This is a genomic window from Acetobacterium sp. MES1 (genome assembly GCF_002237635.1).
Classification (GTDB): domain Bacteria; phylum Bacillota; class Clostridia; order Eubacteriales; family Eubacteriaceae; genus Acetobacterium; species Acetobacterium wieringae.
On the sequence record NZ_MJUY01000025.1, the window covers coordinates 157,187 to 171,081 of the forward strand.

17 protein-coding genes are annotated in these 13,895 nt (G+C 44.7%); all 17 read right to left on the reverse strand.

Features of this window, described 5'->3' with window-relative positions; all coding sequences use genetic code 11:
- Positions 1 to 82: 82 nt before the first annotated feature.
- The gene (locus tag BI182_RS09140; RefSeq protein ID WP_070370511.1) at positions 83 to 979 is read right to left on the reverse strand and encodes a polyprenyl synthetase family protein; all 897 of its coding nucleotides are present in this window, start codon (positions 977 to 979) and stop codon (positions 83 to 85) included.
- A complete protein-coding gene (xseB, locus tag BI182_RS09145; RefSeq protein WP_070370510.1) occupies positions 976 to 1,194 on the reverse strand; it encodes an exodeoxyribonuclease VII small subunit in 219 nt (72 codons plus the stop codon). Before xseB ends, BI182_RS09140 begins: the two co-directional genes overlap by 4 nt.
- On the reverse strand, positions 1,194 to 2,402 hold the full coding sequence (xseA, locus tag BI182_RS09150; protein WP_070370509.1) for an exodeoxyribonuclease VII large subunit: 1,209 nt from the start codon (positions 2,400 to 2,402) through the stop codon (positions 1,194 to 1,196). The genes xseB and xseA overlap by 1 nt, the downstream gene beginning before the upstream one ends.
- Positions 2,402 to 3,373: a Kae1-like domain-containing protein gene (locus BI182_RS09155; protein WP_070370508.1), complete on the reverse strand. Its 972-nt coding sequence runs from the start codon at positions 3,371 to 3,373 to the stop codon at positions 2,402 to 2,404. Before BI182_RS09155 ends, xseA begins: the two co-directional genes overlap by 1 nt.
- Positions 3,360 to 3,776, reverse strand: a complete 417-nt coding sequence (gene nusB / locus BI182_RS09160; RefSeq protein WP_070370507.1) for a transcription antitermination factor NusB — start codon at positions 3,774 to 3,776, stop codon at positions 3,360 to 3,362. The genes BI182_RS09155 and nusB overlap by 14 nt, the downstream gene beginning before the upstream one ends.
- Positions 3,777 to 3,823: 47 nt before the next feature.
- The gene (locus BI182_RS09165; RefSeq protein ID WP_084633527.1) at positions 3,824 to 4,168 is read right to left on the reverse strand and encodes an Asp23/Gls24 family envelope stress response protein; all 345 of its coding nucleotides are present in this window, start codon (positions 4,166 to 4,168) and stop codon (positions 3,824 to 3,826) included.
- 18 nt (positions 4,169 to 4,186) lie between these two features.
- Positions 4,187 to 4,618, reverse strand: coding sequence for a CD1247 N-terminal domain-containing protein (locus BI182_RS09170; RefSeq protein WP_070370506.1), 432 nt, complete (start codon positions 4,616 to 4,618; stop codon positions 4,187 to 4,189).
- A gap of 1 nt (position 4,619) precedes the next feature.
- Positions 4,620 to 5,177 (reverse strand): elongation factor P, encoded by a 558-nt coding sequence (gene efp / locus BI182_RS09175; RefSeq protein WP_286807249.1) that lies wholly within the window; start codon positions 5,175 to 5,177, stop codon positions 4,620 to 4,622.
- Between the two features lie 108 nt (positions 5,178 to 5,285).
- Positions 5,286 to 6,140 (reverse strand): peptide chain release factor N(5)-glutamine methyltransferase, encoded by an 855-nt coding sequence (prmC, locus tag BI182_RS09180; RefSeq protein ID WP_286807253.1) that lies wholly within the window; start codon positions 6,138 to 6,140, stop codon positions 5,286 to 5,288.
- A 79-nt stretch (positions 6,141 to 6,219) separates the two neighbouring features.
- On the reverse strand, positions 6,220 to 6,435 hold the full coding sequence (gene rpmE, locus BI182_RS09185; RefSeq protein WP_070370503.1) for a 50S ribosomal protein L31: 216 nt from the start codon (positions 6,433 to 6,435) through the stop codon (positions 6,220 to 6,222).
- Positions 6,436 to 6,518: 83 nt separating this feature from the next.
- Positions 6,519 to 8,267, reverse strand: coding sequence for a transcription termination factor Rho (rho, locus tag BI182_RS09190; protein WP_286807261.1), 1,749 nt, complete (start codon positions 8,265 to 8,267; stop codon positions 6,519 to 6,521).
- Positions 8,268 to 8,627: 360 nt separating this feature from the next.
- Positions 8,628 to 9,977, reverse strand: coding sequence for a thioether cross-link-forming SCIFF peptide maturase (scfB, locus tag BI182_RS09195; protein WP_070370595.1), 1,350 nt, complete (start codon positions 9,975 to 9,977; stop codon positions 8,628 to 8,630).
- A 63-nt stretch (positions 9,978 to 10,040) separates the two neighbouring features.
- A complete protein-coding gene (scfA, locus tag BI182_RS09200; RefSeq protein ID WP_083837856.1) occupies positions 10,041 to 10,187 on the reverse strand; it encodes a six-cysteine ranthipeptide SCIFF in 147 nt (48 codons plus the stop codon).
- A gap of 88 nt (positions 10,188 to 10,275) precedes the next feature.
- Positions 10,276 to 10,656 (reverse strand): preprotein translocase subunit YajC, encoded by a 381-nt coding sequence (yajC, locus tag BI182_RS09205; protein ID WP_228882821.1) that lies wholly within the window; start codon positions 10,654 to 10,656, stop codon positions 10,276 to 10,278.
- An 18-nt stretch (positions 10,657 to 10,674) separates the two neighbouring features.
- The gene (gene tgt, locus BI182_RS09210; protein ID WP_070370501.1) at positions 10,675 to 11,796 is read right to left on the reverse strand and encodes a tRNA guanosine(34) transglycosylase Tgt; all 1,122 of its coding nucleotides are present in this window, start codon (positions 11,794 to 11,796) and stop codon (positions 10,675 to 10,677) included.
- A gap of 16 nt (positions 11,797 to 11,812) precedes the next feature.
- Positions 11,813 to 12,838 carry a tRNA preQ1(34) S-adenosylmethionine ribosyltransferase-isomerase QueA gene (queA, locus tag BI182_RS09215; protein WP_070370500.1) on the reverse strand — a complete coding sequence of 342 codons (1,026 nt, stop codon included), beginning with the start codon at positions 12,836 to 12,838 and terminating at the stop codon, positions 11,813 to 11,815.
- On the reverse strand, positions 12,831 to 13,895 hold the full coding sequence (gene ruvB, locus BI182_RS09220; protein WP_070370499.1) for a Holliday junction branch migration DNA helicase RuvB: 1,065 nt from the start codon (positions 13,893 to 13,895) through the stop codon (positions 12,831 to 12,833). Before ruvB ends, queA begins: the two co-directional genes overlap by 8 nt.

The following is a 13,895-nucleotide window of genomic DNA, read 5'->3' on the forward strand; positions in this document are numbered from 1 at the left end:
CTTTTCATGGGTCTTTTTCCTTTTTCCAATTATCTTTTAACCAACTTAAACATCTTTTGGAGTGATTCTAAAAACTTGGATTTCATTTTCGGCGATGGCAGATATAGCTGGCTAATTCCTGAAGAAAAACAGTCCGTTCGCCAATTGGTCTAAGCAGTTCGATGGCTTCCGCTTCCAACTCGTCAACCCTGATTTTTGAAGCCTCCAACCCGTAGAGTGACACAAAGGTGGATTTATGATTTTTCTCGTCACTACCGATGGGTTTGCCCAGATCGGCCTCATTACCTTCAATATCCAGAATGTCATCAACAATCTGAAAAGCCAACCCAATTCGGTGACTATAGCTGATCAGTCGTCCCTGGGTGGCTGGTTCAGCTTCGGCGATAATACAGCCACTTTGGACACAGGCTTCCAGCAAGGCCGCCGTCTTGTGCAAATGGATATAGTCCATTTCATCGAGCCCGATAACCTTGTCTTCACTGAGGATATCGGCCACCTGACCGCCAATCATTCCCAGAATACCGGAAGCCCCCATGATACATTTCATGGCACAAAGATAATTTGTCAACGCTCTTCCCGTAAGTCCCTGGGTGCCCTGTAGCATGATTTCAACTGCATAATTCAACAGCCCGTCTCCAGCCAGAATGGCCATGGCATCGCCATACACCTTATGATTAGTCGGCTTGCCCCGTCTCAGATCATCATTGTCCATGGCTGGCAAATCATCATGGATCAACGAATAGGTATGGATCATCTCAATCCCCATGGCCAGCGGCTTGATTACCTCTACATCCCCTTCAAGAGCCTGGCAGGTTTCCATCATTAACATCGGACGCAGTCTTTTTCCTCCGGCAAACAGGCTATATTTCATGGCTTCGATAATTACTTCTGGTGTATCCAGATTCTGTTGAAAAACTTTTCCAAGCTCCTCATTGATTCTTGCTACCCGATCCCTTAGCTGAATTTTGAACCCACTCATACCTCCAAACTCCCCTCGAATTCTTTTTCTTCGCCATCAATCATGATGGTTATTTTTCCTTCCAGGGTGTCCAAATCTGCGTTACACTCATTAATGAGCTTCATTCCTTCTTCAAAAAGCTTCATGGATGCTTCGATTTCCAGCTCATCACCTTCCAATAATTCGGCAATGGCCTCCAAACGATTCATTTTTGTTTTCAGTTTTTTAACTGCCATTATCTAGTCTCCTTCGTGGATTGAATCCTTGCTTTGGCCTGACCGTCCACAAAGTGGAGCGTCACCGGCTGATCAACCTGTAAACCGGCGACCGAAACAACGGACTTGTCATAGTTATCCGTCACCCGAACATAGCCTTTTTTAAGTACATTTACCGGACTCATGGCTTCAATCCGGGTTTTAATATTGATTAATTGCTGTCGCTCACTTTTAAGTTGCCCCATTAACGCCCGAACCAACCGTTCGTTAATGATATCCAAAAAAAGACGTCTCTCTTCGATGCGTTCCTGCGGTCGATAACGCAATAGCTCTTTTCTGATCTGCAACAACAGTCGGCGGTTTCTGTCGATAGTCGCTGCCATGCTCTGACTCAGCCTTTTTTTTTGAGCAACCAGGTTCTGAATCATACTCAGAGTTTCTTCCGCTACCAATTCTGCTGCTCCAGAAGGGGTCGGTGCTCGTAAATCAGCCACAAAATCGGCAATCGTATAGTCAATTTCATGCCCCACCGCCGAAACAATCGGTAACTCCGATTCAAAAATAGCTTTGGCCAGACGTTCATCATTAAATGCCCAGAGGTCTTCGATGGAACCGCCACCCCGGCCGATAATAATCACGTCCACAGACCGGGCCGTATTGAAGGCTTGAATCCCTTTAATTATCGTTCCGGCCGCTTCGTCACCCTGAACCAGACTGGGATAAATGACAATATCCATCAGCGGATTTCGGCGTTTAATAATTGAAATTATATCTTTGATGGCCGCCCCTGTCGGTGACGTCACCAGACCTACCCGGCTGATTATTTCTGGCAGCTTTTTTTTATGATCCCGATCAAAATAACCTTTGGATGCCAGTTCATCTTTTAATACCAGGTATGCCTGGAACAAGTCCCCCAATCCCTGGGGTTCCATGGAACGTACCGTAATCTGGTATTGACCACTGGGCAGATACACGCCCAGACTCCCCCGAAGCGTGACCTTCAGACCTTCTTTGGGCAGAAATTTAAGACCCGTAACGACATTTTTAAACATCACGCAATCAATTTTACTACCTGCATCCTTTAGTGAAAAATACAAATGTCCCGAAGCCGCCCGCTTGACATTGGAAAGTTCACCCTGGATTATCAGATTTTTTAGCAGACTATTGGACTCCAAAAGCGTTTTAACATATTGATTAACCTCAGACACGCTGAGAATTTTTGCCTTCATCACTGACTGTACCTCGCATGTTTATAATAATCCATACCCATCAGAGCATTGCCAGCGGCGTTATCCCGGGAATATTCCCCAGGCGAAAAATAAAGCTTCAGTCCGGTCGCTTGCAGTTCGTTAATCACTATTTTTTTGATAATCTGATTGGACATCACACCACCAGAAAAAAGTACCGACTGAAACGGATATTTTTTTGCCAAACCGCCAATGGCTTTAGAGAGCGTTTTGGCAATGGCTTTAAGCACCAGATAAGCGACTACCGGCGGTTCCACACCAGTCTCCAAAAGGCGGCGGGCCTGATTTTCCTGTCCGGAAAAGTGAAAATCCAGATCCTTCATGGTTGAAGAAATAAAAACATTACTGTTAAAGGATGCCGGATTCACCTGGTTTGCCAGTACTTCCAGCGCCTTACCTGCCGGAAAATCACATCCCATCAGAACCCCAACCCGATCAACCAATTGCCCGGCATTGAGATCCCGGGTCGTTGCAATAATGTCGCACTTATAACCAATCGTCTTTTTTTCAACCAGCAATATTTCCGATGTGCCACCAGAAAAATGAACCGCACAAAAGATCGCTTCCAAATCTGGGGATCCGCTCCCATAAATGGCCGCCCGAATATGATTCTCCTGATGGCTCACCGCCAGCCGTTCTATCCCCAATACCCCGGCCAGCGAACACGCAAGTGATTCTCCCGAACGGAAAACTGGCATATAGGAATCAGACAGTGGTCGGGGACGCTCAGAATAACAGATAATCTCGATTTCCCGGCCCCGGGGCAACTCCTGAAGGAGTATCGGCAAATGGTGGACATGCTGAAAAAGGGCATCCGATTGACGAAGCCCTCTTTCTCCTGACTTCACTTCCAATAGGATGCCCTTGTTATAAATCATGTTTTCATTTTCGTCTACCAAGGCAACCGAAGTTGTATAATTACTGGTATCGATACCAAGGCTAAGGGCACTCATTGAGTTCATCCTTAACGATTTTATTCAAGATACCATTAACGTAATTTTTTCCATCCTCATCTCCAAATTTTTTTGTGAGCTCTATTGCCTCGTTAATGACAACTTCAAATGGTACTTTTTCGTCCATATATTTCAGCTCACAAATGGCCAGACGCAGAATTGATTTTTCCACCTTTGGAATGCGATCAATTTTCCAGGTGCTTTTGAGATAGTCATCGAGAATATCATCGATTTCTGGAAGATGAGTTTCGGTCGTATCGATCAGAGTCTTTCCATAAGTCAGATCGAGCTCATTATCCTCTAAAAAATATGCAATACTTTCAGTGAAATCTCCTGGTTCCGGATGAAAATCTAATTGAAATACCCCTTTTAACGCATATTCCCGTTCTTTTTTTCGACTCATGCGCTTCTCCTTCTGATTCTAATATTCTAAAAAAGGGGCTTTCGCCCCTAGATGCCTGAACCTTCTATTCGGACATTAATTGCAGCTACCTGAAAACCGGCCATGGATTCCACGGCAACCTTTACTTTTTTTTGAATTGCTTTAGAAACCTTGATAATGTCGACACCTGGTTCGGTAATCACGTAAACCCAAATCAGCAAACCCTCCGGATCCCTGGCTATTTTGACCCCTTTAATTGTTGAGGCAAGATAGAGTTTATCCATGATTTCATCGGTGATTCTTAATGAAATACGTGCTACACCATTAACGCCAGTAGCCGCCAAGCTGACAATCGAAGCGATCATTTCGTCATTGATATTCGGTGCCTGATTGTTTTTCATTTCTAGTTTCATCTTAGTTACCTATGTTCTTTAGATTTCCTGATGACAGTCGCAACCATCCTCGCCACAGCATGAAATTTCTTCATTCAGGATAAATGGGGCGCCACAGTCCGGGCACGCTACGGTGTTATTTTCAAACGACTCAAATTCGGTAATATAAACATTGCCACACTCGGGACAAATGATCTCGTAATATTCCTCTTCGTCAAATTCGTAATCATCATCGTCACCGAAGTCTTCATCGAGAATGAATTCTTCCAGCTCGGAAAGATCATCATCAACCATTTCCACATATTCTTCTAATTCTTCCTGAGCTTCGGTAATGCCATCCAGGGCATCAACAATATCTTCGAGAATATCCAATACCTGAACCAGAACCTTGCCTTCGTTAGAAGCCTGATCTAACTCCAGACCGTCAACCAGTCCTTTGGTATAAGCGACTTTTTCATTAATATATTTCATTTTATACCCTTTCCATATAATCACCCGTCCGGGTGTCAATACGAATCTTATCACCTTGTTCCACGAAAAGCGGTACGGTGATAATTGCTCCAGTCTCAACCGTTGCTGGTTTATTGGCGCCAGTTGCGGTGTCGCCCTTAAAGCCAGGATCGGTTTTGACAACTTCCAATTCGACAAAATTGGGGGCTGCTACCGAAAATGCCACGCCTTTTAACGACTTTACTGTCGCAATATCGTTTTCTTTCAAATATTTTAGAGCTTCCTCAACTTGATTAAAGTTTAATGGGATCTGCTCATAGGATTCCAGATCCATGAAATAATAGAGACCACCATCTTCATATAAATATTCCATCTCACGGGTTTCAACCTGTGCTTTCGGATAGCGTTCGGTCGGGCTGAATGATTTTTCAACCACTGCTCCTGTAATAACATTTCGAATCTTTGTTCGAACAAAGGCGGCGCCTTTACCTGGTTTAACGTGTTGGAATTCAATGATTGTAAATGTATTCCCATCCATTTCAAACGTTACACCTTTTTTAAAATCTCCTGCTGATACCATGTTAACCTCCGATATGCATATGTTAATTTTTACTTTTTAAATTTAGTACTATTATTCTATCACAATTTTTATGAACCGTCATCCCAATTTATTATTATCGCTTCATTATCAAATGGATAATTTTCCAGTCAGACACCGGATCCGGCCGCTGAGATCCATTATGGTTTGAATCTCCCGATATCCATTATTTTTTAGTAAATCAGTTACATCATCAGCCTGATGATCCCCTATTTCCAGTGCCAGAAGACCATCTTTTTCTAAAAACAAATGGGCCTCACCAATGATCCGCCGATAAAAATCCAAGCCGGATTCGCCGCCATCCAAGGCCATATGAGGTTCATAGTCAAGAATGCCCCGTTCCAGGTGATTCATCTCTGTCCGACTGATGTAGGGCGGATTCGAAACAATTATCTGAAAGGTTTCTCCGTGCGGGATTGCCGCAAAGAGATCCCCATGATACAAGGTCAGCTCCCCATCTGCCAATTGATCGGCATTCGTCTTTGCCACTGCCAGTGCCGCCGCCGAAAAATCACTAAGACTGACGTCGGCCTGTTTAAAATGTCTTTTGATCGAAATGCCAATCGCCCCACTGCCTGTACACAGATCCAGAATTTTAGCACCCTTTGGATAGTTTAGTTGTAAATATTCAAGCAGGTACTCCACCATCGGTTCGGTGTCGGGTCTGGGAATTAAAACATCCCGATTGACGAAAAATTCCATACCCATAAATTCCTTTTTTTCCTGGATATAGGCGACCGGTTCCAATTGACTACGTCTTTTTATTACATCACGATAAGTTGCTTCTCGTTTTAAATCCACCGCTTCGTGTGAGTGGGTATAAAAATAAACCCGATCCGTGTCCAGAATTCTGCTCAGTAGAATTTCTGCCTCAAAACCGGGATGCTCGATTCCAGCCTGAGCCAGCGCCTGCCGTCCAAAATCCAAAATCTCTCTGATGGTCATTTTTCTACCTCAACATAAAACAAAAAAACCGTGCATAACTGAACAAGAAAAAAGCCGGTTACAAGAACCGACTTCTTTTTTATTCTGCTGACTCGTTTTTAATGCCGTATTTTTTATTAAATCGATCAACACGTCCGCCAGCATCAACTAGTTTTTGTTTTCCAGTGAAAAATGGGTGACAAACTGAACAGATTTCCACTTTTAATTCTGGTTTGATAGAACCTGTTTCAAATGTATTTCCACACGCACACTTAACTATTGATTTGCCGTAATTTGGATGAATGCCTTCTTTCATCGAATCCACCTCGTTTCTTATTTATTTAATTGCTTATTGTTATTTTATCAACCGTGATATTATATCAGACTTTTCTTAAAAGATCAAATATTTTGTGCCTTATATTTATCAATAATTTTTTTCATAAATGCTTCATTGTCTTTGGTGCGTTCCAGAATCGAAATAATCTTATCGGTGAGATCATAAACCGTAGTGCCCTTGTAAAGCTTGCGAATATCGAAGCTGACTTTCAGTTCTTCGTTGGATAAGAGTTTCTCCTCCCGACGGGTACCAGACCGGTTCAGGTTGATGGCCGGGTAGATCCTTCGCTCCGCCAGTTCCCGCTCTAAATGTAATTCCATATTGCCAGTCCCTTTAAATTCTTCAAAGATGATATCATCCATCCGGCTGCCGGTATCCACCAGGGCGGTGGCCAGAATCGTCAGACTGCCCCCTTCTTCCACATTCCGGGCCGAACCAAAAAACTTTTTGGGAAAGAATAAGGCTTCCGGATCGAGCCCCCCCGACAAGGTTCTCCCGGATGGCGACACCACCAGATTGTTTCCCCGGGTTAACCGGGTTAAACTGTCAACCAGGATCACCACGTCTTTGCCCTGTTCAACCAGGCGTTTGCCCCGTTCCAAAACGATTTCGGCCACCTTGATGTGATTTTCCGGGGGCTGATCAAAGGTCGAATAGACAATATCGGCATCGATCGATCGTTTCATATCGGTGACTTCTTCCGGCCGTTCATCAACTAACAGAATAATCAGCTCGATTTCTGGATGATTGGTGGTGATGCCATTGGCAATTTCCTTTAAAAGAATCGTCTTGCCCGCCTTTGGCGGGGCCACAATTAGTCCCCGCTGACCTTTACCCATCGGCGAAAAGAGATCAATCATCCGGGTTGACACAACATCCTGGGTGGTTTCCAGGGTGATCCGCTGTTCCGGAAAAATTGGTGTCAGTCGTTCAAATCGAGGCCGATTGGCAATTTTTTCGGGAATAGCGCCGTTGACCGTTTCGACATAAAGCAACGCATCAAACTTTTCATTCTCACTGGACATCTTAATCTTACCGACAACTTTATCGCCAGTCCGCAGATTAAATCGTCGGATCTGATTGGCTGGAACATATATATCATGGTCGCCAGATAGATAATGGTTGGTTCGCAGAAATCCAAAACCATCGGGGTTGACATCCAGTATTCCTTCCTGAGAATTTTTAAAGCGATCCCGATCTTTTTTGTCATCAACATAAAGCATACTGTTGATTTTCTGGATAATATCTGCCGTTTTGGTGCCGTTGACCTTTTCCAGAAACAGCATCGCTGAATATTTTTCGCCAGTTTTGGGTGGCCGTACCTTGCCGCTTAAGACGTCCCCGGTTTCCAGTTTGAATTTCTGGATTTGCGAACCGGAAATATAGACGAATTCCTCATTGGATTTCATCTCTTTGTTTTTAACAAAACCAAAACCTTCCGGTAGAATTTCCAGATTCCCTTCCACTACCACCACATTATCCATGGAATCTTTAATCTTATAATAGGGTGATCGGGTGCCGTTTGACCCATTCGTGATCCGCGAATGGGTTTGGGCCAGCTGTTTTTCTGGATTATTTTTTTCAGCTGCTTTTTTTTCCGATATTTCGTTAGTGTCTGTCAATACTTCTTTTTCCTTTATCTCATGCTGATGATGTTGATGCGCCAATTGCTCTGCCGAGGACTCCAATTTTTCTTCAATGGCCTCGATCAGTTCAATTTTTTTAAGGCGGCTGGTTTTTTCGATACCCAGACTTTCCGCCTGTTTACGCAATTCAACAACCGTTAAATCGTCCAGTGATTTCTTTTCCAATATGTGCCTCCATGGGTTGTAGATGGTTTTAGAATGAATGTTATGATTTTTCTCGATTTTGCTGTGCTGATATGATGCTTCAAGTCGCAGAATAATCTGAAGGTTTGTTTAATGTAGATACCTTAATCTACCACAAATATCCATTCTTGTCAAAAAATCCAGGTGACACATTACTATTTGGTGTTTTCTAACTGGCCTAGTACCGACAATTGTTACATCATGTTGTGACCTAGGGGTCAGACCCTACGCATCGGAGCGGACACGGCATCGCCTGTCCGATTCCGCAGCGAACAACAGATTAACAAGGGTCTGACCCCTTGGTCATTGATCGGTACGGTAGTCCAAGCAAACCTTAACCGCTTATTCCTGTTCGCCTTCAATAATTGAAATCATAATGGCATTTTCCACCCGCCGCCGCTCAATTTCGCAGCTGACGAAATGAGGTTTCATAATCGTACCGTTAAAGTTATAGGCATTGGCATGACAGCCCCCACCGCAAAAATATTTGGCCCAGCAGCTTTGACAGTCTTCTTTTTCCAGCAGGTTGCCAGCATCGAAGATTTTTTTGATCTCGCCATTGGTGATGCCATTACTCACATCCCCCATCTTAAATGCTTCATTGCCGACAAACTGATGACAGGGATAAATGTCCCCCTCCGGCGTTACGGCCACATAATCCTTACCGGCCCCACATCCGGACAGCCGTTTGTAAACGCAGGGGCCATGATCGAGATCCACATTAAAATGGAAAAAGTTATAGTGCAGTCCTGCTTCATGACGCGTGAGGTAAGACAAGGCCAGCGCATCATATTCTGCCATGATAGTGGGGAGATCGGACTCGGTCAGGGCGTAATCGTGAGTTGCCTCGGCCACCACCGGTTCCACCGAAATGCTTTTAAAACCCTTTGCCGCCAAAAACTCAACATCCTTGGCAAAATCAAGATTATGATGTGTATAGGTGCCCCGGACATAATGATCTTTATCACCCCGCATTTTAGCCATCGCTTTGATGTTGTCGATAATCACATCAAAAGAGCCCTGATCATTGACCGTTTGCCGCATCTGATCATTGACTTCTTTACGACCATCCAGACTAAGCACGATATTATCCATCGTTTCGTTTAGATATTCCCGGGTTTCGGCATTTAACAGCACCCCATTTGTGGTCATTGTGAATTTGAACTGCTTATCGTTTTTAGCGGCCATCTCTTTGCCATATACCACTAATTGCTTAACCACATCCAGATTCATCAGCGGTTCACCACCGAAGAAATCAACTTCCAGGTTTTTTCGGTTTTTGGACTGAGCGATGATAAAATCGATGGCTTTTTTGCCAACTTCCAGCGGCATCAGCAGTTTTTCACCATCAAAGTCACCTTGCGCAGCAAAGCAATAAGCGCATTTCAGATTACAGTCATGGGCGACATGCAGGCATAGCGCCTTGATCAAATCTTCATTGGCATAGTTCTCCCGTTGATAGTTCATTTCCCGGAACAATAGCCCGGCCGCTTTGACACCATCCAATTCATCCAGACATTCATTGAGTTCGGTCACTGAATATTTTTCTTGAAAGCTGGCAATGATTTCGGCTCTGGTTTTACCTTCATAGTGATCCAGCACTTCAAAGGTCAGTTCGTCAACCGTCAGTACTGTGCTGGTATCCACGTCCAAAACAATATTGAGACCATTCTTTTTATATTTATGTATCATTTTTTCTCCCATCATGAAAAAAGGGACTATCTCTTACGAGACAGCCCCTTTCAGGCTTGTTTATTATTTTTCAGTCGTTTGTTTGCATTTTTGATTTCCTACGGTGCAGGATGTTTTACAGGCAGATTGACAGGAAGTTTGACATTCCCCGCATCCTCTGTTCTTCACGTCAGTGAGTTTACCTTCTTTAATGATTTTAATGTGCTTCAAATTATTCACTCCCTTCAAAAATAATTTTTCCCGACAATTACCGGCAGACCCGCTAAAATCCGGGTCGCCGAGTGCTGGTCCGTTCTCTTTATTTTTTGTCTTCGTCGATTTCTTCAAATTCAGCATCGACAACGATTTCTTCATTATCCAGATCTTCCAATTCTTCAAAATTGTCATCTTCTGTTGCAACAACAGCGTCCCCAACATTGACAATTCGGGCAATGGCCGATTTGGTAATCAACGCCTTATGATAATCTGGCAATAACTCGATGGTAACATTTTCTTCACCAATCGCATAGACGATTCCATAAAATCCGCCAATTGTAATAATCTCGTCCCCTGGTTTCATACTGGATCGCATTTCTTTAATCTCTTTTTGCTGTTTTTGCTGTGGTCGTAAAACAAAGAAATAAAAAAACACCAGTACTAAAATCAGCGGGAGAATTAATGTAAAATCAATTCCAAACATTCACATTCTCCTTCATCTTTATTCAGTTATACCGAATTTCTCAAAGAAAGCTTCCTTATAGGCTAATAAATTGTCATCCATTATGGCCTGTCGAATTTTCTTCATCGTTACAAGTGTAAAGTATAAATTATGATATGTCAATAACCTGGCCCCTAAAATTTCATTGGTTTTAATGAGATGACGGATGTAGGCCCGGGTGTAGTTTCGGCAAACGAAACAATCACATTCAGGATCAACCGGTGTAAAATCTTCCTTATAAGTAGCATTCCGAACCACCACCTTACCATGACTGGTAAAAGCGGTGCCGTTTCTGGCAATCCGACTCTGGAGCACACAATCAAACATGTCAATGCCCCGAATCGTGCCTTCAAACAGCGCATCCAGGGAACCAACCCCCATTAAATAGCGGGGTTTATCTTTGGGTAAAAGCGGGGTGGTGGCATCCAGCATCTTATACATCACATCTTTGGGTTCCCCCACACTGAGTCCGCCAATGGAATAACCCGGAAAGCCGATGTCAGTGAGCTGTTCTACACTTTGCGCCCGCAGATCAGCAAACATCCCCCCCTGAACAATCCCAAACAAAGCCTGATCCTCGGGGCGTTTGTGGGCCTCTTTACAGCGCCGCGCCCAGCGGGTGGTCATTTCCATGGATTTCTTGGTATACTCATAATCGGCACCAGCCGGGGCACACTCGTCAAAACACATGATGATATCGGCCCCGATGGAATTTTGCATATCAATGGCCTTTTCCGGGGTCATAAAATGTCGGGAGCCATCCAGGTGTGAAATAAATTCAACGCCATCTTCGGTGATCTTTCTTAAGTCATTTAAAGAAAATACCTGAAAGCCGCCGCTGTCAGTGAGCACCGGCCGGTTCCAGTTCATAAACTTATGGATCCCGCCAGCCTTATCCATAATCTCCTGGCCGGGTCTCAAATAAAGATGGTAGGTATTGCCCAGAATTATATTGGCATCCATCTCTACTAAATCTTCGGATGATAGGGACTTCACCGTCGCCTGGGTTCCCACTGGCATAAAAATCGGGGTATTGATAACCCCCCGCTTGGTATGGATCTTTCCCAGTCTGGCTCCGGTGTCCTTACACTCCTTAATCAATTCATAACGAAATTCGCTCATTCTTTTCTCCTATTTTTCACTCAATAAACAAGGCGTCCCCAAAGCTGAAAAAACGATATTTCCAGTCAATGGCTGTTTGGTAGGCTTTCATAATCGCTTCCCGGTTATAAAAGGCTGAGACCAGCATCAGCAGGGTCGATTCTGGCAGATGAAAATTCGTGATCAAAGCATCCACCACCTCCCATTCATAGCCCGGGTAAATAAAAATATCCGTTACCCCGGTGTAAGGAGTAACCACCCCATCATGTAGCTTGGCATTACTTTCCAGGGTCCGCACCGAGGTGGTCCCCACAGCGATAACCCGGCCACCCCGTTCTCTGGTTCGTTTAACAGCCCTGGCTGTTTCTTCCGGCACCTCATAATATTCTTCATGCATATGATGTTCTTCAATCACATCACATTTAACTGGACGAAAGGTGCCAATGCCCACATGGAGGGTCACCTCGGCAATTTCCACCCCCATGGCTTCAATTTTCGAAAGCAGATCCGGGGTGAAATGAAGCCCAGCGGTAGGAGCTGCCGACGAGCCTTCCCGCTTGGCATAAACGGTCTGATAGCGGTTATTGTCTGTCAAGGTTTCATGAATATAGGGCGGCACCGGCATTAGGCCGATCTCGTCAATGATTTCCTCAAACACACCGGAATATTCAAAACTGATTATTCGGAGTCCCCCCTGGGTGGTTCCCGTGATTTCACCCTTTAGCTCGGGACCAAAAACAATCCGGGCCCCAACCCGGGCCCGTTTTCCTGGCTTGACCATGATTTCCCAGTCTTTCTGGGACAGATGCCGCAGCAACAGGATCTCCACCTTTCCACCGGTATCTTCCCTGGTCCCGAATAACCGTCCCGGTAATACCTTGGTGTTATTCATCACCAGCAAATCTCCAGGTCGTAAATAATTAGTAATCTCAAAAAATTTATGATCTTCAATGGTATTCTTCTCCCGGTTAATCACCATCAGCCGGGAGTTGTCCCTTTTTTCCAGGGGACACTGGGCAATCAGTTCATCCGGGAGATCATAATAAAAGTCCGTTTTATTCATCAATACCTTCCTCATTGTCATAGAAATTTATTTTTAGCTGCTGCGGACTTTGTGCCTCATTCACATAGTCCTCCAGTCCCAAATGGGCATAACCACGGCTGGTGATCATCCGACCACGAGGTGTTTTTGAAAGAAAACCCAGTTGAATCAGATAGGGTTCATACACCTCTTCGATGGTGTTTTTTTCTTCACCGATGGCAGCAGCAAGGGTGTCAATCCCGACCGGTCCACCGTCAAATTTTTCCACGATGGTTTTTAACATAATCCGGTCGATCTCATCCAGCCCGACATCATCCACTTCAAAAAGATCCAGGGCTTCCCGGGTGGTCTTGAGGTCGATAATACCCCGGCCTTCGATTTCACAATAATCCCGAACCCGTTTTAACAAGCGGTTGGCAATACGCGGTGTTCCCCGGGAGCGGATGGCCAGTTCGATCGCCCCTTCGTCATCCATTTCGATGCCGATAATGCCGGAAGAACGGCGGATAATGGTGGCCAGTTCCTCCGGATTATACAATTCCAGTCGCTGAATCACTCCAAAACGATCCCGTAATGGTGAGGTTAACAGGCCTACCCGGGTGGTGGCACCAATCAGAGTAAAGGGTGGCAGCTCCAGCCGGATCGAACGGGCACCCGGGCCTTTGCCGATGATGATATCCAGAGCATAGTCTTCCATGGCTGGATAAAGCACCTCTTCGACCGAGCGCTGCAGCCGGTGGATTTCATCAATAAAGAGGATATCGCCCTCTTTTAAACTGGTCAGAATGGCTGCCAGATCGCCAGCCTTTTCAATTGCTGGGCCAGAGGTGGTTTTGATTCCGACCCCCATTTCCCGGGCGATGATATTGGCCAGGGTGGTTTTTCCCAGCCCCGGTGGTCCATAAAGAAGCACATGATCCAGGCTTTCTTTCCGCTTCTGAGCAGCTTTGATAAAAATACCCATCTGTTTTTTTACTTTTTCCTGCCCGATATACTCATCCAGACCCTGGGGTCGCAAATTTTTTTCTATTTCAACATCCAATTCCGTAAAATCAGAGGTGATGATTCGTTCTTTCAT

Bases quoted from the DNA above. Each gene is read 5' to 3' on its own strand.
- efp (WP_286807249.1), bottom strand. From the start codon at position 5,177: ATGGTATCAGCAGGAGATTTTAAAAAAGGTGTAACGTTTGAAATGGAT.
- BI182_RS09165 (WP_084633527.1), bottom strand. From the start codon at position 4,168: ATGAAACTAGAAATGAAAAACAATCAGGCACCGAATATCAATGACGAA.
- nusB (WP_070370507.1), bottom strand. From the start codon at position 3,776: ATGAGTCGAAAAAAAGAACGGGAATATGCGTTAAAAGGGGTATTTCAA.
- queA (WP_070370500.1), bottom strand. From the start codon at position 12,838: ATGAATAAAACGGACTTTTATTATGATCTCCCGGATGAACTGATTGCC.
- ruvB (WP_070370499.1), bottom strand. From the start codon at position 13,895: ATGAAAGAACGAATCATCACCTCTGATTTTACGGAATTGGATGTTGAA.
- BI182_RS09170 (WP_070370506.1), bottom strand. From the start codon at position 4,618: ATGAAATATATTAATGAAAAAGTCGCTTATACCAAAGGACTGGTTGAC.
- BI182_RS09140 (WP_070370511.1), bottom strand. From the start codon at position 979: ATGAGTGGGTTCAAAATTCAGCTAAGGGATCGGGTAGCAAGAATCAAT.
- scfB (WP_070370595.1), bottom strand. From the start codon at position 9,977: ATGATACATAAATATAAAAAGAATGGTCTCAATATTGTTTTGGACGTG.
- yajC (WP_228882821.1), bottom strand. From the start codon at position 10,656: ATGTTTGGAATTGATTTTACATTAATTCTCCCGCTGATTTTAGTACTG.
- tgt (WP_070370501.1), bottom strand. From the start codon at position 11,796: ATGAGCGAATTTCGTTATGAATTGATTAAGGAGTGTAAGGACACCGGA.
- BI182_RS09155 (WP_070370508.1), bottom strand. From the start codon at position 3,373: ATGAGTGCCCTTAGCCTTGGTATCGATACCAGTAATTATACAACTTCG.
- xseB (WP_070370510.1), bottom strand. From the start codon at position 1,194: ATGGCAGTTAAAAAACTGAAAACAAAAATGAATCGTTTGGAGGCCATT.
- rpmE (WP_070370503.1), bottom strand. From the start codon at position 6,435: ATGAAAGAAGGCATTCATCCAAATTACGGCAAATCAATAGTTAAGTGT.
- xseA (WP_070370509.1), bottom strand. From the start codon at position 2,402: ATGAAGGCAAAAATTCTCAGCGTGTCTGAGGTTAATCAATATGTTAAA.
- prmC (WP_286807253.1), bottom strand. From the start codon at position 6,140: ATGACCATCAGAGAGATTTTGGATTTTGGACGGCAGGCGCTGGCTCAG.